Source organism: Chryseobacterium sp. GM_Chr_2, from assembly GCF_026540445.1.
Lineage (GTDB): Bacteria > Bacteroidota > Bacteroidia > Flavobacteriales > Weeksellaceae > Chryseobacterium.
This window is the reverse complement of record NZ_JALNUD010000003.1, coordinates 72095-95581: the sequence shown is the minus strand read 5'-3', so window position 1 is coordinate 95581 and position 23487 is coordinate 72095. Positions and strand designations below refer to the sequence as shown.

General features: G+C 34.7%; 24 protein-coding genes. 10 read left to right on the top strand and 14 right to left on the bottom strand.

Translation table 11 applies throughout. The annotated features are described in order from the left end of the window. Positions 1-89 precede the first annotated feature (89 nt). The 8 genes from OXQ85_RS05985 to atpB all read right to left on the bottom strand — a co-directional run bounded on the left by OXQ85_RS05985 (position 90) and on the right by atpB (position 6883). Entirely contained in the window at positions 90-395 is a 306-nt protein-coding gene (locus OXQ85_RS05985; protein WP_267402911.1) for an ATP-dependent Clp protease adaptor ClpS, read from the bottom strand. Between the two features lie 14 nt (positions 396-409). Further along, on the bottom strand, positions 410-1768 hold the full coding sequence (locus OXQ85_RS05980) for a hemolysin family protein (protein ID WP_267402910.1): 1359 nt from the start codon (positions 1766-1768) through the stop codon (positions 410-412). A gap of 105 nt (positions 1769-1873) precedes the next feature. After that, a complete protein-coding gene (gene atpG / locus OXQ85_RS05975; protein WP_267402909.1) occupies positions 1874-2743 on the bottom strand; it encodes an ATP synthase F1 subunit gamma in 870 nt (289 codons plus the stop codon). Between the two features lie 76 nt (positions 2744-2819). Beyond that, positions 2820-4397, bottom strand: a complete 1578-nt coding sequence (atpA, locus tag OXQ85_RS05970) for a F0F1 ATP synthase subunit alpha (RefSeq protein ID WP_267402908.1) — start codon at positions 4395-4397, stop codon at positions 2820-2822. Between the two features lie 18 nt (positions 4398-4415). Then, a complete protein-coding gene (gene atpH, locus OXQ85_RS05965; protein WP_267402907.1) occupies positions 4416-4955 on the bottom strand; it encodes an ATP synthase F1 subunit delta in 540 nt (179 codons plus the stop codon). Between the two features lie 2 nt (positions 4956-4957). Beyond that, positions 4958-5452, bottom strand: coding sequence for a F0F1 ATP synthase subunit B (locus OXQ85_RS05960; protein ID WP_267402906.1), 495 nt, complete (start codon positions 5450-5452; stop codon positions 4958-4960). Between the two features lie 86 nt (positions 5453-5538). Beyond that, positions 5539-5748: an ATP synthase F0 subunit C gene (atpE, locus tag OXQ85_RS05955; RefSeq protein WP_034675836.1), complete on the bottom strand. Its 210-nt coding sequence runs from the start codon at positions 5746-5748 to the stop codon at positions 5539-5541. Positions 5749-5803: 55 nt separating this feature from the next. Beyond that, positions 5804-6883: a F0F1 ATP synthase subunit A gene (atpB, locus tag OXQ85_RS05950; RefSeq protein WP_267402905.1), complete on the bottom strand. Its 1080-nt coding sequence runs from the start codon at positions 6881-6883 to the stop codon at positions 5804-5806. A 781-nt stretch (positions 6884-7664) separates the two neighbouring features. Here atpB and ffh point away from each other — a divergent pair. Together ffh and OXQ85_RS05940 are read left to right on the top strand one after the other, a co-directional pair. Then, positions 7665-9026, top strand: a complete 1362-nt coding sequence (ffh, locus tag OXQ85_RS05945; RefSeq protein ID WP_267402904.1) for a signal recognition particle protein — start codon at positions 7665-7667, stop codon at positions 9024-9026. Positions 9027-9125: 99 nt separating this feature from the next. Next, complete coding sequence (locus tag OXQ85_RS05940) at positions 9126-9365, top strand: TM2 domain-containing protein (protein ID WP_267403248.1); 240 nt, start codon at positions 9126-9128, stop codon at positions 9363-9365. Between the two features lie 82 nt (positions 9366-9447). On the opposite strand, the gene OXQ85_RS05935 is transcribed toward OXQ85_RS05940, so the two are convergent. From OXQ85_RS05935 to OXQ85_RS05915, 5 genes are all read right to left on the bottom strand, one after another. Further along, positions 9448-10080 carry an OmpW family outer membrane protein gene (locus OXQ85_RS05935; protein ID WP_267402903.1) on the bottom strand — a complete coding sequence of 211 codons (633 nt, stop codon included), beginning with the start codon at positions 10078-10080 and terminating at the stop codon, positions 9448-9450. A 35-nt stretch (positions 10081-10115) separates the two neighbouring features. After that, positions 10116-10796 (bottom strand): DUF3575 domain-containing protein, encoded by a 681-nt coding sequence (locus tag OXQ85_RS05930; RefSeq protein ID WP_267402902.1) that lies wholly within the window; start codon positions 10794-10796, stop codon positions 10116-10118. Between the two features lie 283 nt (positions 10797-11079). Beyond that, entirely contained in the window at positions 11080-11682 is a 603-nt protein-coding gene (locus OXQ85_RS05925) for an outer membrane beta-barrel protein (RefSeq protein ID WP_267402901.1), read from the bottom strand. Between the two features lie 360 nt (positions 11683-12042). Further along, positions 12043-12690, bottom strand: coding sequence for a porin family protein (locus tag OXQ85_RS05920; RefSeq protein ID WP_267402900.1), 648 nt, complete (start codon positions 12688-12690; stop codon positions 12043-12045). A 185-nt stretch (positions 12691-12875) separates the two neighbouring features. Further along, the gene (locus OXQ85_RS05915) at positions 12876-13835 is read right to left on the bottom strand and encodes a PhoH family protein (RefSeq protein ID WP_267402899.1); all 960 of its coding nucleotides are present in this window, start codon (positions 13833-13835) and stop codon (positions 12876-12878) included. 142 nt (positions 13836-13977) lie between these two features. Between OXQ85_RS05915 and OXQ85_RS05910 the strand changes: the two genes are divergently transcribed. The 8 genes from OXQ85_RS05910 (at position 13978) to rplI (ending at position 22492) form a co-directional block, all read left to right on the top strand. After that, on the top strand, positions 13978-14805 hold the full coding sequence (locus tag OXQ85_RS05910; protein ID WP_267402898.1) for an SAM-dependent chlorinase/fluorinase: 828 nt from the start codon (positions 13978-13980) through the stop codon (positions 14803-14805). Positions 14806-14868: 63 nt separating this feature from the next. Continuing rightward, a complete protein-coding gene (locus OXQ85_RS05905) occupies positions 14869-16167 on the top strand; it encodes a dihydrolipoamide acetyltransferase family protein (RefSeq protein ID WP_267402897.1) in 1299 nt (432 codons plus the stop codon). Between the two features lie 257 nt (positions 16168-16424). Continuing rightward, positions 16425-17855 carry a beta-lactamase family protein gene (locus OXQ85_RS05900; RefSeq protein WP_267402896.1) on the top strand — a complete coding sequence of 477 codons (1431 nt, stop codon included), beginning with the start codon at positions 16425-16427 and terminating at the stop codon, positions 17853-17855. 379 nt (positions 17856-18234) lie between these two features. Further along, complete coding sequence (locus OXQ85_RS05895; protein ID WP_267402895.1) at positions 18235-19584, top strand: chloride channel protein; 1350 nt, start codon at positions 18235-18237, stop codon at positions 19582-19584. 106 nt (positions 19585-19690) lie between these two features. Next, entirely contained in the window at positions 19691-20995 is a 1305-nt protein-coding gene (locus OXQ85_RS05890) for a GEVED domain-containing protein (RefSeq protein ID WP_267402894.1), read from the top strand. 137 nt (positions 20996-21132) lie between these two features. Next, the gene (gene rpsF, locus OXQ85_RS05885) at positions 21133-21474 is read left to right on the top strand and encodes a 30S ribosomal protein S6 (RefSeq protein ID WP_267402893.1); all 342 of its coding nucleotides are present in this window, start codon (positions 21133-21135) and stop codon (positions 21472-21474) included. Positions 21475-21506: 32 nt separating this feature from the next. Then, a complete protein-coding gene (rpsR, locus tag OXQ85_RS05880) occupies positions 21507-21809 on the top strand; it encodes a 30S ribosomal protein S18 (RefSeq protein WP_267402892.1) in 303 nt (100 codons plus the stop codon). A 167-nt stretch (positions 21810-21976) separates the two neighbouring features. Continuing rightward, positions 21977-22492, top strand: a complete 516-nt coding sequence (gene rplI, locus OXQ85_RS05875; protein WP_267402891.1) for a 50S ribosomal protein L9 — start codon at positions 21977-21979, stop codon at positions 22490-22492. 117 nt (positions 22493-22609) lie between these two features. Here rplI and OXQ85_RS05870 read toward each other — a convergent pair whose 3' ends face one another. Then, complete coding sequence (locus OXQ85_RS05870) at positions 22610-23440, bottom strand: AraC family transcriptional regulator (RefSeq protein ID WP_267402890.1); 831 nt, start codon at positions 23438-23440, stop codon at positions 22610-22612. Positions 23441-23487: the final 47 nt, after the last annotated feature.

Sequence of the window (23487 nt, the reverse complement as noted above, 5' to 3'; positions counted from 1 at the left end):
TTTTTTAGGTTCACTAAGCCGTTTCACTTATAAAAGACGGTAAAAATTTTAATTTTAATAAAAAAATCCGACATTACTGCCGGATTCTGTTATACTATTTCGCTTGTTAATTCTCTTGAAATAAGTCTTTCATGCATAGGTTTCAAAACATCTAAAGAGCCTGTTTTTACTGTGCATTTGCCTTTGTAATGCACCAACATGGTACATTGCTCGGCCTGTTCTAATGTATGCTTGCAAATTTCGATCAAACAATCGATCACAAAATCAAAAGTATGAATATCATCATTATGCAAAACCAACTTATACACTTCATCCGTATCGTCAAGCACCAACACTTCTTCTTCATACTGACGTTTCGGATTGTCGTAATCTTTTATACTGTTATAAAAAATCATTTTTCTTAATTCTTTTAAACTTCGCCTATTTTTTCGGCTAAATCATTGATATTATTTGGCGCTTCATACACCAATTCCACAAGCTCAACGCTTTTATTATTCATTTTCAAGATCTTGAAATGATAATTTTCCATGTCAAACTCCTGATTTTCTTCAGGAATATCTTCCAATGCGTGAAGAATAAATCCGGCTAATGAATTGTACTCACTTTCCTCTGAAAGCGGTAATTTTTTAGGTAAAAATTCGTTGATCTCATCCAAAGGCTGAGTTGCCTGCACCCAATAGGTATTTTCGGCAATCTTATCAACAATTTTCTCTTCATCGTCTTCTTCATCCTGAATTTCACCTACTAATTCCTCTAAAATATCTTCAAGAGTAATGATCCCTTCCGTTCCACCAAATTCATCAATAACAATCGCTAAATGCTGCTTCTTCTGCTGGAAAATCTTCAATAGATCCGAGATTTTTTTACTTCCAACTACGAAAAAGGCATCACGCATCAGTTCTTTAAGATCTTCGTGATTCAGTTCACCCTTTCTCTTTACAAATTCTCTAATGATCTCTTTCGTGTATAAAATACCAATCACATTATCGATAGAATCTACGTATACCGGAATACGGGAATATCCACTTTCCATGATTTTGTTGATGATCTCGTTGATATCTTCTTCAAAATCGATTGACGTAATATTCTGACGAGGAACCATGATCTGCTTTGCCGAATGATCCGTAAAATCAAAGGCATTTTTAATGATCTCATAGTTTTCCTCTTCAATTTCTCCACTGTCTGCACTTTGTTTTACCAACAACTGCAATTCTTCAGTAGAGTGAATTTCCTGTTCGGAAGCCGGGTGAATTTTAATTAATCTTAAAAATCCGTTCGACATAAGGTTCATCAACCAGATAAATGGTTTGAAAACAGTATAGAAAACTCTCAACGGCACTGCTGTAGCCATTGTAGTAGATTCTGATTTTCTGATTGCGATTGATTTTGGAATTAATTCCCCAAAAACAATGTGCATTACTGTAATTAATACAAAACTTACAACAACTGAAATTGTTGTAATCGTTGTTTGAGCCATCTCTACATTCAGAGAATGAAAAATACTTTCCACAACGTGGTGTAAGGCGCTTTCTCCTACCCAACCTAAGGCTAGTGAAGCCAATGTAATCCCCAACTGCGTTGCCGACAGGTATTCATCAAGATGCTTAATGATATGCTCTGCCTGCTTCGCCATAGAGTTACCTTCGGCTGCTTTTAATTGGATTTGAGAATAACGAACTTTAACAATTGAAAATTCTGCGGCTACGAAAAAGCCATTAAGTAAAACAAGTAATAAGGCTAGCAAAAGCCTGACTATGTCCGAGTCCATTTAGAAATTATATAATTTATTCTTACAAAGATATACAAAATAAAAATAACAAAAAAAGCATTGAGATACCCAATGCTTTTAATATTTTGTTAAAAATGTAATTTCTTACGAATTTTTCAAGGCTTCTGCTCCGGAAACGATCTCTAAGATCTCGTTTGTAATAGCAGCCTGTCTTGCTTTGTTGTAGAAGATCACAAGATCATTTTTCAAGGCCTGCGCGTTGTCTGTTGCTTTGTGCATTGCAGTCATCCTCGCTCCGTGTTCAGATGCAACTGAATCTAAGATCGCTTTGAAAACCTGAGTTTTAATAGATTTCGGAATCAAATTATCTAAGATTTCCGCTTTATTTGGCTCAAAAATATAATCTGTCTCTACTTGAGGTTCTGTAGTATCTACCTCTTCCATAGAAATAGGAAGAAGTTTTTCTGTAGTTACTTCCTGAGTGGCAGCATTGACGAATTTATTGTAAATAACATATACTTCATCAAATTTACCTTCAGTAAAGCTTTTCATAACACCTTCTGTAACGTGTGCTACTGCATCAAAGTTCAAATTATCAAAAACTGAACTTGCGTTAGCATATACAGTACGTGTTTTTCTTACTGCATCGAAAGCTTTTTTACCAATTGGAAGAACTTCTACCTCGTATTGAGCATTGTTCTGAAACTGGATATTAAGCTCTTTTACAATCGATGAGTTGAAAGCTCCCGCCAAACCTCTGTTTGAAGTAACAGCGATGAAAAGTACTCTTTTAACCTCTCTTTTTTGAGCATAAACAGAAACCTGATCAGGATCTGAGCTAGAATTTACATTCTCGATCAATTCCTGCAATTTTTCAGAATAAGGTCTCAACATGACGATGGCATCCTGTGCTTTTTTAAGTTTCGCAGCGGAAACCATTTTCATAGCACGTGTAATCTGCATCGTAGATGAAATTGACGATATTCTACCTCGTATTTCTTTTAAGTTTGCCATTAATTGTGGTTCAAGGTTTAAGGTCTAAAGTTTAAGGTTTAAAACATTGAATTCTAAACCTTAAACATTGAATTTTTTAGTTATATTTTGCAGCTAAATCGTTAGCAGCCTGCTTAAGAACGCTAGTAATATCGTTATCGATTTTTCCAGCTTTAATAGCAGCCATTGTTTCTGGGTGCTTAGATCTTAGGAACTCGATATATTCTACCTGGAATTCTTTTACTTTTTTGATAGGAACATTTCTCATTAAGTTTTCTGTTCCGGCATATACCATTGCTACCTGACTGTCTACAGGAAGTGGTGCATTTACCGGCTGCTTAAGGATTTCTACGTTTCTTTCTCCTTTAGAAATTACTGCTAAAGTAGAAGCATCAAGGTCTGAACCGAATTTCGCGAACGCTTCTAGTTCTTTATACTGAGCCTGGTCTAATTTAAGAGTACCAGATACTTTTTTCATTGATTTGATCTGAGCATTACCTCCTACTCTCGATACAGAGATACCTACGTTGATCGCAGGACGAACCCCTGAGTTGAATAGATCAGACTCTAAGAATATCTGTCCGTCTGTAATAGAGATTACGTTAGTTGGGATATACGCAGAAACGTCACCCGCCTGAGTTTCAATAATTGGAAGTGCCGTTAATGAACCGCCACCTTTTACGATTGGCTTTAAAGATTCTGGTAAATCATTCATTTGGCTAGCAATTTTATCATCAGCGATTACTTTTGCCGCTCTTTCCAATAATCTTGAGTGAAGATAGAAAACGTCTCCAGGATAAGCCTCACGTCCCGGTGGTCTTCTCAATAGTAGAGAAAGCTCACGGTAAGCTACCGCTTGTTTAGATAAATCATCATAAACGATCAAAGCTGGTCTACCAGTGTCTCTGAAGAACTCACCGATAGAAGCACCTGCCATTGCAGAATATACCTGCATTGGAACTGGATCTGATGCGTTAGCCGCAACGATTACAGTATATGCCAAAGCTCCTTTATCAGAAAGCGTTTTAACGATTTGTGCTACAGTAGAAGCCTTCTGACCGATAGCAACATATATACAATATACAGGCTTCCCTGCATCAAAGAATTCTTTCTGGTTGATAATCGTATCGATCGCAACAGTAGTTTTACCAGTCTGTCTGTCACCGATGATAAGCTCTCTCTGACCTCTTCCTACCGGAATCATCGCGTCGATGGCAACAATACCTGTTTGCAAAGGTTCAGTTACAGGTTGTCTGAAGATAACTCCGGGGGCTTTTCTTTCTAATGGCATTTCATATAAATCCCCAGTAATAGGACCTTTACCATCGATAGGGTTACCAAGAGTATCTACTACTCTACCTAACATTCCTTCTCCTACTTTAATAGAAGAGATTCTGTTTGTTCTTCTTACTGTATCTCCTTCTTTTACTAATTTACTTTCACCTAATAAAGCAACACCTACGTTGTCTTCTTCAAGGTTTAGTACAATACCTTCTACATCGCTAGCAAACTTCACCAACTCACCGTATTGTACATTTTCTAACCCGTATACACGAGCAATACCATCACCGATGGTTAAAACTGTACCTACTTCCTCAACGTTTGATTGAGTATCGAAGTTGGCCAATTGCTGTTTTAAGATCGCAGATACTTCTGCCGGATTTATTTCTGCCATTGTATGGTTGTTTTTTTCTTAATTTAATTGAAAATCTTTTTTCACTTGGTTTAATTTCGCTTTCACAGAAGCATCTACCTGCTGGTCTCCTACTCTTAGAATGTATCCTCCTAAAATCGAAGGGTTTACATTCACTGTAAGATCAAAATTAGCATCTGCTTTTACTAAGCTAGTAGATTTTAAAATCTGCTCGATATTCTCCTTTGTCAGTTCAGTCGCAGTTGTTAAAGTAATTCTTTTAACACCATTGATGTCTTCCACTTTATTGATGAATTCCTGAGCAATATTCTTCAGTTGATTTTCACGACCTTGCTTAATAACAAGTGTGATTAAATTCTGAGAAGAAACAGATAAACCTTTAAATATTTCGTTTGCTACTTCTACTTTCTTTTTAGAATCGATGTAAGGCGTAAGAAAAAATCTGTTCAAATCTTTAGATTCGTTCATGATCTTCACCACATCTTTCATTTCAGAAAATACAGTAGCCGTTTGCCCTGATTCGTTTGTAAAATCAAGTAAACCTTGTGCGTATCTTTTAGCTACTTTAGATGTAAGCATTCTTAGTTAAGGTTAGATTTGTTTATATAATTTTGAACTAATTCGTTTTGAGCCTCGCTGTTATCAAGCTTTTGCTTCAAGATAGATTCTGCGATGTTTACAGATAAAGTACCAATTGTAGTTTTGATGTCTGCCATAGCAGCATTTTTCTCAGCATTGATAGATTGTCTTGCCGCTTCGATCAATTTTTCTCCTTCAGCTTTTGCAGCATCTTTAGCTTCACCTACGATTCTGTCTTTGATCTCTCTAGCTTCTTTTAGGATAGCATCTCTTTCGATCTTAGCCTCACGCATAATTCTTTCGTTGTCAGCTTTAAGATCTTCCATTTCTTTTTTAGCCAATTTAGCCTGGTTAAGAGCATCCTGAATATTGTCTTCTCTTGTTTTAACAGCGCTAAGAATAGGCTTCCATGCTAAAGATTTAAGAAGAACCACTAGTAATAAAAATACTACAGCTGTCCAGAAAATATTACCAATTGAAGGAGTTAATAAGTCCATTTTATATTCAATTATTATTTTTAATTTGTTTTAACTTTTTTAAAAGAATTCTACAAACCAACCGTTTGTAGAATTCTGTTTGTTTACTATCCGTTTCCTAGTAATGCTACTACGATACCGAATAGACCAGCACCCTCGATAAGAGCCGCTGCGATAATCATTGCAGTTTGGATTTTTCCTGATTGCTCTGGTTGTCTTGCAATACCTTCCATTGCGCTACCACCAATTTTACCAATTCCCAATCCTACACCAAGAACTGCTAAACCAGCTCCGATTGCTGCGATACTACCTGTCATAATATTATATATTTAAAAAGTTATTTTATTTCTTAATTTGTTTTTTGTCTCTTTTTTAGTGGTGATCGTGGTGAGGCTCCTCAACCGCAGATCCGATAAACAATGCTGTTAACATGGTAAAGATATAAGCCTGTAATGCTGCTACCAATACCTCTAATATATAGATGAATAATGATAAACCTAATGATACCGGAGTAATAGCATACGTTTGCATGATGAAGATCAATGCGATCAAACTCATGATGATGATGTGCCCAGCCGTCATGTTAGCAAAAAGACGAATCATCAATGCGAAAGGCTTAGTAATAATTCCTAATAATTCTACAGGAACCAAGATAATGTAAACCAAGATCTTTCCTGCGAAAGGCATGTTGCTCCCTAGTGGATCAAACATGTGCATCCAATATGTTTTTCTACCGCTTAAATTCACAATTAGTAAAGTGAATACCGCTAAAACCATTGTGAAAGCAATATTACCTGTTGTATTTGCTGCTCCTGGAAGTAATCCTAAGATGTTAAGAACCCAGATGAACAAAAATAAAGTAACCAAATAAGGTACATATTTCTGGTATCTTACAGATCCGATGTTTTGAAGAGCAATCTCGTCTCTTACGAAAACTACGATCGGCTCGATAAACTTAGCTACTCCTGAAGGAACCTGAGATTTTTTATAACTTGAAGCTGAAGCAAGACCAATAATTAATAAGATCACTGCAGCCAATAACATTTGTGCAACAACTTTAGTAATAGAGAAGTCTAAAGGAACATCATTTGTTGGGTGCCCTTCGTGCATATCCAACGTTCCGTTTGCATCTGTCGAGTAGATTTTGTTGTGGAATACTTTGTAAAACTTACCATCCACTTCTGCAACATTCTCCTCCTCGTGTCCGAATTTTTCTGAACTGAAAACTTTCAACCCATTATCCCATAAAATGACAGGCAAAGAAATTCCTACAGAATTGTGACCTTCACCCCAAAGATGCCAATTATGTGCATCTGAAATATGGTGCATAATAAATGGAACAGGATTGTACTTTTCCTCTTTTACGGTTTCCGTACTTCCTTCATGTGTTTCCGCAAAGCCGAAGCAGAAAACAATTAGATGCAGGACGATTAACAGTTTTTTAAAACTCATAACTAGATTCTATTTCTAAAATTTTTGCAAAAATATAAAATTATATTCTATTATTAGTAATTCTTTAATTTATTATGACATGATATTAGTCTTGTTTTTTCACCAGCCTAAGAACAAAAAAAACTTCTATTATAAGGTAAATCCAGTATATAATGAAGTAGGGCACGATATTTAGCCTAAAATCCTTCTGGAAAAGTACGATGTATCCCATCGCAAAAAATTTAAAAACAACAAATCCAAGAAAAATAAATCCTATGATATTCTTTTTTTCTAGGGCAAAAACGATTAAAATCGTTAACAAACCGATGAACGTAATAAAAAACATCAGAAAATGAATTTTGAAATTAAGATTTAAAATTCCATTCTCCATTAACAGATATTGCGAAGCAAATAATACCGCGGACAACAATAAAAATAATCCGAGTCCTTTAAAAACAATTGTAGCCTTTTCCATTGGCTGCAAAACTACCAAAATTTATTAATATCCTTATATATATGGTAGGAAATAAAAATGGGGAAGCATTTTAAATTAAAAGTAAGAAGTAAAAAGAGCCAAGTGTGTGAGATGGTTGAAAGCGGTAGGTTCATGGAGGTAAAAAACCTTTACAGTAATTAAATCGAAGAATTACAACCTTTGAAGTATTTCACCTATGCTAAAACTTCCCGCCTCCAGCGTCCTGCTTCCAACTATTTTAACATATAACTTTTTAATAACAAATCACATTAGGCGTATTAAAGAGAAAATTGTTACTTTTGCAAACCATATAATATATATAATAGTATGTTTAATAGTTTACAGGATAAATTAGACAAAGCACTTCATAATATTTCCGGGCGTGGAAAAATCACCGAGATCAACGTTGCGGAAACCGTAAAAGAAATTCGTAGAGCATTGGTAGACGCCGATGTTAACTATAAAGTTGCCAAAGATCTTACTAAAAGAGTTCAGGATAAAGCATTAGGACAAGACGTTCTTACATCGCTTACACCAGGGCAGTTGATGACGAAAATCGTTCACGACGAATTGGTAGATTTAATGGGTGGTTCTCAGGAAGGAATCAACCTTTCAGGAAAACCTTCTGTAATTTTAATTGCAGGTCTTCAAGGTTCTGGTAAGACTACTTTCTCAGGAAAATTAGCGAATTATTTAAAGACAAAAAGAAATAAAAAACCTCTTTTAGTAGCGTGTGACGTTTATCGTCCGGCTGCGATCGATCAGCTAAAAGTTTTGGGTGGACAAATCGGGGTTCCTGTTTTCACAGAAGAAGGTTCTATGGATCCTTCAAGCATCTCTCAAAATGCCATTAATTTTGCTAAAGCTAACGGTCACGATGTAGTAATCGTGGATACAGCTGGTCGTTTGGCGATCGATGAGCAGATGATGAAGGAAATTAAAACCGTTCACTCTGTCATTACGCCTAATGAAACGCTTTTCGTTGTAGATTCAATGACGGGACAGGATGCGGTGAATACTGCAAAAGCGTTCAATGATACGTTGAATTTTGACGGGGTTGTTTTAACGAAATTAGACGGTGATACTCGTGGTGGAGCTGCTTTAACGATTCGTTCTGTGGTTGAAAAACCAATTAAATTCATCTCTACAGGGGAAAAAATGGAAGCTTTAGACCTTTTCTACCCTGAAAGAATGGCAGACAGAATCTTGGGAATGGGAGACGTTGTTTCCTTGGTAGAAAGAGCTCAGGAGCAGTTTGATGAAGAGGAAGCGAAAAAACTTCACAAGAAAATCGCTAAAAACGAGTTTGGTTTTGATGATTTCTTAAAGCAAATCAACCAAATCAAAAAGATGGGTAACATGAAGGATTTGATGGGAATGATTCCTGGTGTTGGAAAAGCCATTAAAGATGTGGAAATCAGCGATGATGCCTTCAAACACATTGAAGCGATCATCCATTCTATGACTCCGGATGAAAGAAGAAGACCTTCGATTATCAATACACAAAGAAAAAACAGAATTGCTAAAGGTGCGGGAAGAAAAATTGAAGACGTAAACCAATTGATGAAGCAATTCGACCAGATGGGTAAAATGATGAAGATGATGCAAGGCCCTCAAGGGAAACAAATGATGCAAATGATGAGCAAAATGCCAAATATGCCTGGAATGGGCGGAATGTTCGGCAAATAAGCAACCCAAACACAACACACCAAATAAACATTTTTAAAATATTACACTATGGAAATTAACGAGAAGCAGGAAAATTACAATTACAACAATAATCAGGGAATGCCTTACAGGTCTGAAAAAAAGTTGGCTGCAGGGATTTTAGGGATTTTATTAGGATCTCTAGCAATTCACAAGTTTTATCTTGGCTACACAAAAGCTGGAATTATTCAGTTGATCCTAGGCGTGGTAACGTGTGGAGCTGCCGGAATTGTTGGCTTTATTGAAGGAATCATCTATTTAACAAAATCTGATGAAGAATTCGACAGAACTTATGTTCAAAACCAAAAAGAATGGTTTTAAGCTAATTTAATTGTCATTTCAAAATAATAAACCGACTCAGTTTTGAGTCGGTTTTTTCGTTTTTATCTTTAAAATAATCAGATTATTTATCAGATTTCTGAGCTTTAGCTTTGATGAAATAAGAGAAACCTACGTTTACACCGAAGTTATTTCTTGTTGTTTTAACCTCTGTATTAAGAACGGTATTCTTAGTGTAGAACTGATCAAAACCAAGTCCTAAATTGATTCCTAAAGACTGTGTAGCCATATATGTTACACCAGCTTTAGCCTTCCACGTTAAACCATCGTTTGTAGAGTCTGCATTAAAAGCAGCCCCAGAAGAAAGACTGTATTTTTCTTTATAAGTAGCATACCCGATACCTGCTCCTACGAATGGGAAAAGTTTGCTTCCTGTATTGAAATAATACGTTGCAGTCGGCATTACAGAAAATGTAGTATTTGTTAATTTATCGCCGTCGAACTTGTTTGTATTACTGTTGAATCCTAAATCAATTCCTACAGCCAAACCGTCGATTACGAAATACCCTACAGAAGGCGTAATAGAAAAGTTAGAAATTTTAGGCCCATCATTAGACTCTCCGTTAGCTTTCACTGTAGAGCTTTGAGCATTAAATCCTAATCCTGTGTTTCCACTGATTACCCAATCTCCTTTAGTCATTTGCGCGTTTGACAATCCGAAAAGCGCTACAGCACCAGCTAATAATAATTTTTTCATAGTTAAAAAATTTAAAGTATTAATTTGTTTATATTTTACTGTTTATTTTCTTTTTTATTGATGATGTATTTTACCCCAAAAGAAACTGAAGAAAGATTGAATCCGAACTTATAATTGCTGGTCGCGTTATCAAAATCTTCATATTTAAAACGATCATATCCAAACTCTCCTATTGTAGCTTCAATAGACCAGTTTTTATTGATAAAATAGTCTAATCCAGGCTTGATATTCACTCCGACAGAAGCAAATTTATATTCCATATTCTGAGTATCCTCATACATATAACCATAAGCCACATCAGTTGTTTTAGAATTTGCCTCAATTTCTGTTTTACCCAATTTTACAGGAATTTCCAACTGTCCGAAGAAATATAATTTATCAGATAAAGTCCAGTATTTTCTTACAAAAGGAGCGATAGTGAAAGCAGGTTCTTTACGTATAAATTCAAACTCTGAAACATAGCTTCCATTCATATATAATTGACTGTATGTTTTTTTACTGTGAGAAAATCCCCAGCTTGCCCCCACAGCTAAATTAGGCGCTACGAAAACACCTACACTTGGTAATGCTTTAAATTCCTGTGTACTTTCGTTGGTATTTTTATTTTCGTTTTTAGAATAATTTACCTGTCCGGAAATATAAACTGCTCCCCTGTTGATCTGAGCGTTTGACAAACCAAACAATGCCACAGCACCTGCTAGTAATAACTTTTTCATGTATTAGTTTTAAATATTTTTGTCATTGAATGCTTTAAAATTTAATAATAAAGCATTCGTATTTTTTTTGATTTATTTAGCGAAAACGTATTTTCAACCTATGAAATAGATAATTTTCTATGAAAACACAGATTTTAACGCTGTGAATTTGAATCTTCGAAAGCAAGAAAAGTGAGATAATAAGAAATGTATTTTCATGGTTTAAATTTAGTTTTTATATGGAGAAAAGTCCCAAGAAAAAATCTCAGGACTTTTAGCTTTTTCAGCTTATATGCTTTGTTTATTATTTAGCAAAAACATATTTAACACCAATTCCTACTGACGCTAAGTCAAGACCGAAGTTATAGTTATCTACGCTTTTAGCATCTTTGTACTTGAAGTTGCTGTATCCGAAGTCACCGATAGTAGCTTCAAGAGTCCAGTTTTTGTTCAAGAAATAATCTAAACCTGGCTTCACAGAAACTCCGAAAGAGTTGAAAGTTTCTTTGTTTGAAGTGTTAGTAAGATTGTTCTCACCTTTATCGCTTCCGAATGCCATAGGCACAGAAAGTTGACCGAAGATGTAGAATTTCTCACCTAAAGTCCAGTACTTTCTTACGAAAGGCTCAACTACAAATGCAGAAATTGTGTTTTTAGTGTTTACAATAGCTGTTTCTGTTTTTTCAACATTAGAAGCATAACCAACACCTACACCAACTGCTAAGTTAGTACCAACGAAATATCCTACAGTAGGAACTAATTTAAGATCGTTTGTTTTAACGTTTGTATTGTTATCTTCGCTAGCTGCAAAGTTTACAGTACCTGATAAATATGTAGTTCCTTTAGCGATTTGAGCGTTTGATAAACCGAAAAGTGCAATAGCACCCGCTAATAATACTTTTTTCATTTTTAAAAAATTTTAATACTTTCTGAGGACAAAATTACAGTGGTACCCGCGAATATTAAAATTTGTTAATGTGATTAATATCATTGATGAATATTGGCAATTTTCGACAATAAAGCGTATTAAATAAAGCGCTTTGACTTTTTCTCAATATTTTAATAAAAAAAACTACAATTTTTCAACAGTAGTTGAAAAACGTTTACTTTATTAAATCTTAATTTAAGGCTAAATTCTGGTTAAAACTATTGCCTTTTATCTTTAAATTATGTTAAAATTAATTCTTCTTAATATAAAATTTTCATATGATTCATAAAAAAGCGAGGCAAATATTGCCTCGCTCATGTTTTTTATAACAGTAAAACTTTAGTTATTACCAAATTTGAAACCTACACCAATTTGCGCAAAGCTATTGTGTACTTTTCCAAATCCTGATTCTTTTGCAAGATCCGAAATACCGTAGTTATATTTTGCGTCGAAGAATAATCCGTTTTCCAACATATATTCTACACCGATAAATGGAGCGATATTCAGTTTCTTATAAAGATCTTTCACATCTTCATCATTATCACCTTCCAATTCTAAACCTGGAATGTTTAAACCACCGTCATAAACAGCTTTTGCCTTAGCAGACAAAATAACACCGAAACTTGCACCAGCAGAGATTGAAAAACCTTCTGTAATGAAATATTTTGCGGAAACCGGAACCAATACTGTTCCTAATGTAGTTTTTGTTTTAAAACCACCGAAATCCTCCTCATCGTTGTATTTGGACTTTCCTCCAAGTGGCGAATAAAGAACTTCTCCCTGAACACCGAATTTATCACTGATTTTATATTCTGCCATACCTCCAACATAAAAAGTATGCATTGGATCTGAGCTGATTGGGTCTTCAGTATCTTTATATTTTAAAGTGGAAAAAGAATATCCAGCTTTTGGCCCGAATCTGAATTCCTGAGCCTGTGTCGAAATCCCCATAACAGCAACTGCTGCAACTAGTAAAATTTTCTTCATAGTATTAGTTTTTAATTAAAATGAGCGCAAATCTAAACATTAATTTTAGATTTAACAAATTTTAACAAAATAAAAATGTTAAAATTAATTTTATTTAATTTATCACTTCAAAGTACCGCTATAAAAGCAAAAACGGAATCAAACATCATTTGATTCCGTTTTTTTATTCGTTAAAAGTATATTTACTAATCGTTTCGTTGTCTCTTATCCTCATCGTTGTAAGCAAGAATAATTTTTCTTACCACAGGGTGTCTCACAACATCTTCTTCAGTTAAGTGAACAAATCCTATCTCTTTTACATCTTTCAAAATTCTCATCGCTTCTTTTAATCCGGATTGTTGTTTTGGCGGTAAATCTACCTGACTTGGATCTCCCGTAATGATAAATTTTGCATTCATTCCCATTCTCGTTAAAAACATTTTCATTTGAGAATGTGTCGTATTTTGAGCTTCATCTAAAATTACAAAAGCATCATCCAGGGTTCTACCTCTCATAAAAGCCAGCGGAGCTACCTCAATTACTTTTTTCTCGATAAAACCTTCCAGTTTTTCATGCGGAATCATATCACGAAGCGCATCATACAAAGGCTGTAAATACGGATCTAGTTTCTCTTTCAAATCTCCCGGCAAAAATCCTAAACTCTCCCCTGCTTCTACCGCAGGTCTGGTAAGCACAATCCTTTTTACCGATTTGTCCCTTAAAGCTTTTGCAGCCAATGCCACACTCGTATATGTTTTTCCCGTTCCTGCAGGTCCAATGGCAAAAACCATATCTTTTTTCTCAGTTTCTTTTACTAATTTTTTAAGATTGGTGGTTTTAGCTTTAATAATTTTACCATTTACCCCTTTTACGATAATATCCTGATCGAAAACTAACTGTTTTTCATTCTCATCTTTAAGATTTAGAATATTTTCAACGTCTTTCAGGTCGATAGAATTATTTTTAGAAATAAATTTTACGATATCATCAAGTTTATTTTTAAATATGTCTAAAGCTTCCTGATTGCCCATCGCGAAGATGTAGTGATCTCTTCCGGTAATTTTAAGCGTCGGAAAGCTTGATTTTATTAAATTGAAATATTGGTTATTAACTCCATAGAAGATTTTCGCATCGATATCTTCCAAATCATATGTTAATTCAAACATGCAGTATTTTTATTTTTAGATTTTAAATTTAAAGCTTTTTTTGAAATTTATATCAAATTCTTTTCCATAATATTTCGGGCTTTCTTTTTATTTTAGATAAATTTGCAGTATTCGATTATTCTAAATATTCTTAAAACTACAAATGTCAATTATTACCCTTACTTCAGATTTCGGAAATTTAGACTACAGAGTGGCCGCTTTGAAGGGCAGCATTCTGTCTCTAAACCAGAAGGTTAATATTGTTGATATTACTCACGATATTCAGGCTTTCAACCTTGTACAGACGTCGTACATCGTACGAAATGCCTATAAACATTTTCCGAAAGGCACCATTCATATCCTTTCCGTTGATAGTTTTCAACATAAATCAAGGAAAAATATTGTATATAAATCGGCCGGACATTACTTTATTTCGGCAGACAACGGACTTTTAAGTTTAATTTTTTTTGATATTAAACCTGAAGCCATTTATGAAATTACATTAAACAACAGATTCGACGATATTGTAAACTTTACTTCCACGGACGTTTTCGTACCTGCTGCCGTACATTTGGCTAATGGCGGACTTCCCGAAGTGATCGGCAGAAAAATAGATTCCGCAAAACAGCTTTTATTCCCTAAACCCGTTTATAATGAGTCTGAAAAGATGATTATCGGGGAAGTGACTTATATTGATAATTTCGGAAATATAATATCAAATATTGGCAAAGAATTTTTTGAAACAATAAACAAAGGATATGAAAATTTCACGATAAAATTTAGAAATCTGGCGGTTTCAAAAGTATTTTCTAGCCATACCGAAGTGGTTTCAGATTGGGATCGGGAAACCGAATTCCACGGGCAATCGGCAGCAATCTTCAATGACAGTCAGCTTTTGGAGCTAACGATCTATAAAGGAAGTAAAAAGAACGGCGCCAAATCTCTATTTGGAATGAACGTGGGAGAAAATATTTACGTTGAATTTTCGTAAAATTTAATATTTCATAAAAAAATCGATTTTTTTTATATATTTGTCAAAATCTAAAAATTAAAAATGGCAGAATACAAATTATTGCTTCCTTCCATGGGAGAAGGTGTTATGGAAGCGACAATTATCACTTGGTTGTTCAACGAAGGCGATAGTGTAAAGGAAGATGATTCCGTAGTAGAAATTGCAACAGATAAGGTAGATTCAGACGTTCCGACACCAGTTTCGGGGAAAATTGTAAAGATTTTGAAGCAGAAGGACGAAGTTGCAAAAGTAGGTGAAGCCATTGCTATTTTAGAAATTGAAGGTGAAGGTGGAAATACAGCAACAGAAGAAGTAAAAGCTGAAACTCCGGTTACTACGCCAGACGCTGAAACATTGAAAACAATTGAACAGCCATTACAAGTTGCTGCTTCTACAGAGTTTTCGGGAGATCTTTATTTGTCTCCGCTTGTAAAATCAATCGCACAACAGGAAAATATTTCTGAAACTGAACTTAAATCTATCAAAGGTAGCGGTTTAGAAGGAAGAATTACCAAAGAAGATATTTTAGCTTACGTAAGCAACAGAGGAAACCAGCCAGCTCCACAAGCTGCTCCGGCAGTTTCTAAACCAGTTGCTACTTCGGCTCCGGCAGCTACCATTACCGCTGCTGCAGGTGATGAGATCATTCCGATGGACAGAATGAGAAAGATCATCGCTGAAAACATGGTGAAAGCTAAGCAAATTGCTCCGCACGTTACTTCTTTCATTGAAACAGACGTAACCAACGTGGTAAAATGGAGAAATAAAAACAAAGCTGTTTTTGAAAAACGTGAAGGTGAAAAACTAACGTTCATGCCTATTTTCGTGAAAGCGGTTGTAAAAGCGATTCAAGATTTCCCAATGATTAATGTTTCCATCAGTGGAGAAAATATCATTAAAAAGAAAAATATCAACATCGGTATGGCAACTGCTTTACCAGACGGAAATTTGATCGTTCCTGTAATTAAAAATGCAGATCAGTTGTCACTTTCAGGATTGGCAAAAGCGATCAACGATTTGGCATACAGAGCAAGAAATAAAAAATTGAGACCTGAAGATACTCAGGGTGCAACATATACAATTTCTAACGTAGGAAGTTTCGGAAACCTAATGGGAACACCGATTATTCCTCAACCTCAGGTTGCTATTTTAGCAATCGGAGCTATCGTTAAAAAACCGGCGGTTCTTGAAACAGCTGACGGAGATGTAATTGCGATCAGAAACCTAATGTTCATGTCTCACTCTTACGATCACAGAGTGGTAGACGGTTCTCTTGGTGGAATGATGTTGAAGCACGTTCACGATTACCTTGAAAACTGGGATCTGAACACAGAAATATAAGTAATAATTAATTAGCAATGAGTAATTTTATTTACTGCTGATTGTATAAATGATGAATGGAATAATAAGCGATAAATGATACAATTGTCATGTTGAGCTTGCCAAAACATCTTTACAATACAAAACCTTCGAAATTTTTCGGAGGTTTTTTTTGTTTGAAAAAATTTGTAACATTTTATCCAAATTCAAACAAACCATGTAATAGAATACGTTTTTCAACTGTCTTACAATAAAATAAGAAATAATATCCTCAAAATATGAAACAAATTCTTCTTACCGCTTTCGCTTTGCATATTTCTGCCACTGCTTTTTCGCAACAAACCAATCAGTTTAAATTAATTGATAATTATGTGAAAGAAGCTATTAAAACGAATCAAATTCCAGGTTTGGCGATTGGCGTTATAAAAGATGGCAAAATCATTTTTGAGCAATATTATGGAACGGAAAACTCGGAGGGTTTCAAAAAAGTAAGTCAGAGTTCAATGTTTAGGATTTATTCTACTTCAAAATTAATGACTAATGTTGGCATTTTTCAATTGATTGAACAGGGAAAATTATCCTTAGAAGACAATGTTTCAAAGTATGTGGAAAATCTTCCAAAAGACTGGCAAAATGTGAAAGTAAAGAATCTCCTGACTCATTCTTCAGGAATGCCGGATTTTGTGGCTTTCAATGATATTTTACCTGAATATTCAAGTTCTAAAACCATTGAACGTTTGAGCAAAGAGAAAATGGATTTTACAACGGAAAACGAATTCAGATATAATCAAACGAATTATATGCTTCTTTCAATGATTATTGAAAAAATTACGGGACAATCTTTCGAAAATTTTATTCTAAATAATCAATTTTCTGATGCAAAAAATCAAGTTGTTTATTCATCAAATGCTCTTGAAAAAATTCCGAATCGTGTTATAAAGTATAATTACAATTCCGAAACGAAAAAATATGAAAAATCTAAAGATGTTGAAGGAAAAAAAGCTTTTCCGGGAAACGGAATTGCCATTACTCTACCCGCATTTTTGAAATGGAGCAGTCATTTAAGCAAAAACGATTTCCTCAATCAAAAAACAAAAGATATGATGTGGCAACCGTTTGAATATGGAAATAAAAAAGATGTTTTCGCATACGGCTGGGAAATCAGCAAAGCGAATAATATTCCGTCTTATGGTTTTTCTGGCGGAAATGTAAGCGCTTACAGAATTTTTCCACAAAATAATATGGCCATTGTGATGATGTCGAACGGATATAATTTTTTCCCTGCGCAATATCAAATCGTAAATCATATCGCGGCGATAATCAATAAAAATTTAACCGATGATTATTCTTTAGCCGAAGAATCTATCATTAATGAATTTGCAAAACCGAACAATCCAAATGCAGAAAAGAATTACTACTCTATTAAATCAAAAGATCCAAAATGGAATTTTGAAGGTACTTTGAATAACATCGGATATATCTTGTTAAGGAATGCAAGAATTGATGAAGCGGTAAAAGTTTTTGCATTAAATACTAAAGAAAATCCTCTATCGGCAAACGCTTTTGACAGTTTGGGTGAAGGTTATTTTTCAACCAAAAACTATAATTTGGCGTTAGAAAATTATAAAAAATCTTTAGAATTGAATCCTGACAATAATAATGCGACAAGTATGATTACTAAAATACAGGATTTGATGAAAAAGAATTAAAGCTTTGTTAGAAAACAAAGGTTTAAAGCACTTCGCCAGGCTCATTGCGACATTTCTAATACTAAATGTTTATTACAAAATATGGAGTTTAAAATTTTATCTTCGATAAAATCTTTATGCCTTAAAACAATTCTTTTTACTATTTCTTTGAGTCTTTGTGATTTCCAAAAAATTCAAAAAGTCTATAAAATTAATCTCAACAAAAGTTGGGATTTTTATTTGCAGATTTTGAGTAAATAATTTTATCTTTAAAACAGAACTGATGAATATTTAAAATTGAATTTTAAACTAATTATAAATCAGTTTGATGAATGATAAATCAGAACACAGATTAGAAGATTGATAATTTAACCGTATTTTCGCACCTCAAAATTAGCAAATGTTGAAAATTTTCACCCTCATTCGAAGAAGTCTTAAAAAATCCTTCGATAATATCCGCAACGAACAATTGAAGCTTAATTTGCTTCAGGCTATTCCTTTTTGGATCGGTTCTGTCATTACAGGATTTGTCGCCGTGATGTATGCTAAAATATTTGCTTGGGGCGAAAATCTGTTACATTTTATTTTAAACTGGCACGCATGGATGATTTTCATTATCGCTCCTATTGGTTTCGTGCTTTCGTGGTGGCTGGTGAAAGAATTTGCCCCAAACGCCAAAGGAAGCGGAATTCCGCAGGTGATGGCGGCTGTAGAATTGGCAAATCCGAAGGAACACAGAAAAATCCGAAGCTTATTAAGCTTAAAAATTATTGTTTTTAAAATCATTTCTTCCGTTGTTTTAGTGATTGGCGGAGGAGCGGTGGGTCGTGAAGGACCTACCATTCAGATTGCAGGATCGGTTTTCAGAAAAGTAAACGAATATCTTCCCGAATGGTGGCCGAAAATATCTAAGAAAAACATGATTATGACGGGTGCGGCAGCCGGATTGGCAGCAGCCTTCAACACTCCTTTAGGCGGAATTGTATTTGCGGTTGAAGAACTTTCAAAAACACATATCAATTACTTTAAAACGGCATTGTTTACTGCGGTTATTATTGCAGGTTTAACAGCACAAACTTTGGCGGGCTCATATTTATATTTAGGTTATCCAAAAACCAATGACGTTTCGCTAATGGTAATGTTTCCTATTATTTTAGTGGCTGGAATTGCGGGAATTATGGCAAGTCAGCTTTCCGTAACCATGCTGAAAATGAATGATTGGAAGAAAAGAAATCTTAAAACCGATAAAGCAAATGTCGCTTTTTTAATTGTAAGTGCTTTAATTATAGCTTCTATTGCTTATTTTATTAATCAGGAGATTTTGGGTTCAGGAAAGGAGATTATGGAACGCGTACTTTTCACGAAAAATAAACACGAAGAATGGTATGTTCCTATTTTAAGAATGTTGGGTCCTGCCTTATCTTTTACTTCTGGTGGCGCAGGCGGAATTTTCGCACCGGCTTTAACGGCTGGGGCAAGTATTGGTTCTGTAATTTCAGGGTTTATCAATTTAACTCAAAATGAAACCAATGTTGTTGTTTTAGCCGGAATGGTTGCTTTTTTAACAGGAATCACACGCGCTCCGTTTACATCCGCGATCATTGTTTTGGAAATGACGGACAGGCATTCTTTAATTTTCCATTTGATGCTTGGCGGCATGGTCTCTTCTATTGCTTCACTTCTTGTAAGCAGGCATTCTTTGTACGATTTAATAAAAGTCAATTTTCTAAACGAGATTAGAAAAGAGTAAGAATAACATTATAATTTGATTAAAATTAAAAATATAATGTGTTGATTATTTGATATTTCTATGTTTTTTCATTATATTTGGTTCAAACCAGAAAATATTAAGAATCATGAGAAAAAAATTACTCTACCTAGGAGCAATGATCCTGCCGTTTTTAGGCTTTGGACAAGTTGTTTTAAGTGAAAACTTTGATGCTCCGACACTCCCGTCGACGTGGACTGTACAACAAACAAATGTAAATGAAACCTGGGGAATTACATCTTTAAGCTCGGGCTCCAACGCAGCTTCAGTAGATTATGATGAAGATATGGGGCAACAGAATGAATGGCTGGTTTCTCCATCTTTTGCTTTAGGTAATGCTACCTATTATTATTTAAACTTTAAAGTTGGTTTAAGTGCATACTGGTCTATTACTCCTAATAACAATTACGATGTTTTTGTGAAAATTTCTACTGATAACGGGGCAACATGGACGCAGCTTTGGACAGAGACAGATTTACCCTCCATAGCTCCCTCGTTTGGTTTAAATTCTGTTGCTTTAAATATAAGCAACTATAAAAATAATCCAAATGTAAAAATAGCATTTCAGTATGTAGGTTCAGATGGAGCAGCATTGTACCTTGATGACGTTTCTGTAGAAGGCACAGCAACAGAACAAATCAATTATTGTGGACCATTAACTTTTGCAGATTCTGATTGGGGATTTGATGGTGATGAGCCGATAACACTCGTAAATTTTGCAGGTATCAATAACCCATCTTCCGACGAAGCTTATGTAGGAAATAGCCATGAGTATTTCTTATCCCAAATCGCAACTGTAACACAAGGAAATTCTTATAATATTACATTAAAAGGAAATACAGGAGGAAATTATCTAAACTCTTTTGTTGTATTTATAGACTGGAATCAAAACGGAACGTTAAATGATCCAGGTGAAGTGTATGAGGTTACACAAACCATTCAGAACTCTACAGGGTTAGATGCTTTACAAGCTGTACACTCCATTGCAGTTCCGGCAAATGCTTTAACTGGAAATACCAGAATGAGAGTTAAAAAGACCGACAACAGCGTTGGAAGCCCTGCTGGCATAAACCCTTGTCTAGGAGGAGATTATGGGCAAGCAGAAGATTACACCGTAAATGTTGTAGCATCTTCGTTATCAACCAATGAATTGGCTAAGAAAAATGCTTCATTAAAAGTATACCCAAATCCTGTAACTGATATTTTGAATATTGAGTCTCAGTCTAAAGTAAAATCAATCAGCGTGTTTGATGCTACAGGAAGAAATGTATTGACTTCTGAAATTAATCAGACTAAATTTAATGTAGATTTATCTAAACTAACTTCAGGATCATATATCGTGACGGTGCAAACAGAAAACGGCTCGCAATCTGCAAAAGTGATTAAAAAATAATCATTTTAAACATAAAATTTTTAAAGATCTGCTTTTGCAGGTCTTTTTTTGTTTAATCATTTTCACAGACATATTGCATATTACAAATATATTTTCTACTTTTGCACCTCGAAATAATTAACAAATTTTTTAACATTATGAACAATTACGAAACTGTTTTCATTTTAACTCCCGTTCTATCTGAAGCTCAGGTGGAGGAAGCAGTGAACAAGTATGTAGATCTTATCAAAGAAAAGAACTGCGAAATCGTTGCTAAAGAAAACTGGGGATTAAAAAAATTAGCGTACCCAATTCAATTGAAAAAGAATGGGTTCTATACTTTAATCGAATTTAAAGGTGAAGGTTCTGTAGTTGCTGATTTAGAATTAGCATTCAAGCGTGACGAGAGAGTTATCCGTTACCTTACTACAAAACTAGACAAGCATGCTGTAGAGTACGCTGTAACAAGAAGAGCTAAAGTAAAAGCAGCTAAAGCTTAATTAATTAACCCAATTTTTAAAAAAGACAAGACATGGCAATAGATGATATGGCTAAACAAGCCTCAGCTGGAGGAGAATCAGAAGTAAAATTCCTTACTCCGCTTGATATCAATACAAAATCTGAAAAGAAATATTGTAGATTCAAAAAATACGGAATTAAGCACGTTGATTACAAAGATGCTGATTTCTTATTACAGTTCGTAAACGAGCAGGGTAAAATCTTACCAAGAAGATACACTGGTACTTCTTTGAAATATCAGAGAAAAGTTTCTGCTGCAATCAAAAGAGCTAGACACCTTTCTTTACTACCATACGTAGCTGATTTATTGAAATAAAAAATTGCAATTAGCCATTAGCTTCATGCTTTTGGCTTTTTGTTGCTGAATATATAATTAAATTCTAACGGAATTGAGATTTTAAATTTTGGATTTTAGATTAGGAATTTCTTAATCTTTCAATTTTTCAATCTTTTAATTTTTCAATCTTAAAACGGACAACAACAATGAACATTATTCTTAAAAAAGACGTAGAAAACTTAGGTCTTGAATTCGACACAGTAAGCGTAAAGCCTGGTTATGCAAGAAACTTCCTAATCCCTCAAGGATTTGCACTTTTAGCTACACCTAAAAACATTGCAGCTCTAGAAGCTACTTTGGAAGCTAGAAAAGAAGAAGAAGCTAAATTAATCGCTGCTGCTAACACTGTAGTTGATAAATTGAAGAAAACTTCTGTTACGATCCCTGCAAAAGTAGGTGCTGGTGACAAATTATTCGGATCTATCAACAATGCAGATCTTTCTGCTGCTCTAGAAAAAGCTGGAGTATCTGTTGAGAAGAAATACATCAAAATTCCAGGAAACACTATTAAGAGAACTGGTAAAGTAACTGCTAACATCAGATTACACAGAAACGTTGAATATAACTTCGAATTCGATATCGTATCTGACGCTCCGGTAGAAGCTCCAAAACCAGCTGCTCCTAAAGCTGCTAAAGTTGAAGAGTCTTCTGAAGAAGCTTAATCAAAAAGAGAATTTTCTCAACATATAAACCACTTCGTTTGAAGTGGTTTTTTTTGTGTCATTTAGAGAAACAGAATCCTCAAACTCTCAACCACTCCAACCCTATAACATACCCACTCAATCCTCCCCTTTCAGCTTATGCATATACTCAGTCGGCGGAATTCCAATCACTTTTTTAAAGATATTACTAAAGGATGAAAGGCTGTTATACCCCACCATCATGGCAATTTCATACATATTATATTTTCCTTCCAACATCAATTCTAAAGAGCGTGTAATTCTCAAAGCACGCAGAAAACGAACGTAATTCATCCCTAAAATCTCTTTAAACTTTCTTGAAAGCGTTCTTGTACTCATACCGAACTCTTTCGCTGTAGATTCGATTGTTAGAGGCTTTTCTAAGTTGGCATGAATGTATTGGGCAATCTTTAACAGAGTTTCATCTTTTGGGAAAGGATGCTGCACAGGAAAAGCGGTTCTTTTTTCTCGTTTTTCAAATAAAATTCCTTTTAAAGCTTTAAGAAAATAATATTTATTAACATCATTCTTTGTGATTTTCCCATCCCAGTCTTTTGTATGTAAAATCATTTCCCTCAGAAGATGATTCACCGAATAAATATTGATTTCATCAAAAAAGCCATCTTCAGATTCCTCTTCTTTAAAATATAAATTGAAAAGATCTACGTTCTGACTGGTAGAAAAAATATAATGAGGAGTGTGTGCCGGAATCCACATAAAGCAACGGGCAGGCAGATACCAGTGTTTGGAATCTGTAAAAATATGGATAATGCCGCCTTCAGCATACACCAATTGTGAAGAACCGTGATAATGAACATCGGTTTTAATCCCTCCTTTCAGGACGTTATAAATATAAAATTCGGCATCGTCTTCTTCAACGGCTCCAAAATGACTGTTATTCATAAAATAAAGATAATAAGAAAATTTCATTTTGGCGTAAATGATAAAATCTTTTTCTGTTTTAATAAATAGAGTCT

What these genes read in the sequence shown, in the direction of transcription:
- OXQ85_RS05925 (WP_267402901.1), bottom strand. Translation starts at nt 11,682, where the DNA reads ATGAAAAAAGTATTATTAGCGGGTGCTATTGCACTTTTCGGTTTATCA.
- OXQ85_RS05910 (WP_267402898.1), top strand. Translation starts at nt 13,978, where the DNA reads ATGTCAATTATTACCCTTACTTCAGATTTCGGAAATTTAGACTACAGA.
- rpsF (WP_267402893.1), top strand. Translation starts at nt 21,133, where the DNA reads ATGAACAATTACGAAACTGTTTTCATTTTAACTCCCGTTCTATCTGAA.
- atpA (WP_267402908.1), bottom strand. Translation starts at nt 4,397, where the DNA reads ATGGCAGAAATAAATCCGGCAGAAGTATCTGCGATCTTAAAACAGCAA.
- OXQ85_RS05960 (WP_267402906.1), bottom strand. Translation starts at nt 5,452, where the DNA reads ATGGACTTATTAACTCCTTCAATTGGTAATATTTTCTGGACAGCTGTA.
- atpH (WP_267402907.1), bottom strand. Translation starts at nt 4,955, where the DNA reads ATGCTTACATCTAAAGTAGCTAAAAGATACGCACAAGGTTTACTTGAT.
- atpE (WP_034675836.1), bottom strand. Translation starts at nt 5,748, where the DNA reads ATGACAGGTAGTATCGCAGCAATCGGAGCTGGTTTAGCAGTTCTTGGT.
- atpB (WP_267402905.1), bottom strand. Translation starts at nt 6,883, where the DNA reads ATGAGTTTTAAAAAACTGTTAATCGTCCTGCATCTAATTGTTTTCTGC.
- OXQ85_RS05940 (WP_267403248.1), top strand. Translation starts at nt 9,126, where the DNA reads ATGCCTTACAGGTCTGAAAAAAAGTTGGCTGCAGGGATTTTAGGGATT.
- OXQ85_RS05935 (WP_267402903.1), bottom strand. Translation starts at nt 10,080, where the DNA reads ATGAAAAAATTATTATTAGCTGGTGCTGTAGCGCTTTTCGGATTGTCA.
- OXQ85_RS05895 (WP_267402895.1), top strand. Translation starts at nt 18,235, where the DNA reads ATGTTGAAAATTTTCACCCTCATTCGAAGAAGTCTTAAAAAATCCTTC.
- OXQ85_RS05920 (WP_267402900.1), bottom strand. Translation starts at nt 12,690, where the DNA reads ATGAAGAAAATTTTACTAGTTGCAGCAGTTGCTGTTATGGGGATTTCG.
- OXQ85_RS05870 (WP_267402890.1), bottom strand. Translation starts at nt 23,440, where the DNA reads ATGAAATTTTCTTATTATCTTTATTTTATGAATAACAGTCATTTTGGA.
- OXQ85_RS05900 (WP_267402896.1), top strand. Translation starts at nt 16,425, where the DNA reads ATGAAACAAATTCTTCTTACCGCTTTCGCTTTGCATATTTCTGCCACT.
- ffh (WP_267402904.1), top strand. Translation starts at nt 7,665, where the DNA reads ATGTTTAATAGTTTACAGGATAAATTAGACAAAGCACTTCATAATATT.
- OXQ85_RS05890 (WP_267402894.1), top strand. Translation starts at nt 19,691, where the DNA reads ATGAGAAAAAAATTACTCTACCTAGGAGCAATGATCCTGCCGTTTTTA.
- OXQ85_RS05980 (WP_267402910.1), bottom strand. Translation starts at nt 1,768, where the DNA reads ATGGACTCGGACATAGTCAGGCTTTTGCTAGCCTTATTACTTGTTTTA.
- OXQ85_RS05915 (WP_267402899.1), bottom strand. Translation starts at nt 13,835, where the DNA reads ATGTTTGAATTAACATATGATTTGGAAGATATCGATGCGAAAATCTTC.
- OXQ85_RS05985 (WP_267402911.1), bottom strand. Translation starts at nt 395, where the DNA reads ATGATTTTTTATAACAGTATAAAAGATTACGACAATCCGAAACGTCAG.
- rplI (WP_267402891.1), top strand. Translation starts at nt 21,977, where the DNA reads ATGAACATTATTCTTAAAAAAGACGTAGAAAACTTAGGTCTTGAATTC.
- atpG (WP_267402909.1), bottom strand. Translation starts at nt 2,743, where the DNA reads ATGGCAAACTTAAAAGAAATACGAGGTAGAATATCGTCAATTTCATCT.
- rpsR (WP_267402892.1), top strand. Translation starts at nt 21,507, where the DNA reads ATGGCAATAGATGATATGGCTAAACAAGCCTCAGCTGGAGGAGAATCA.
- OXQ85_RS05930 (WP_267402902.1), bottom strand. Translation starts at nt 10,796, where the DNA reads ATGAAAAAGTTATTACTAGCAGGTGCTGTGGCATTGTTTGGTTTGTCA.
- OXQ85_RS05905 (WP_267402897.1), top strand. Translation starts at nt 14,869, where the DNA reads ATGGCAGAATACAAATTATTGCTTCCTTCCATGGGAGAAGGTGTTATG.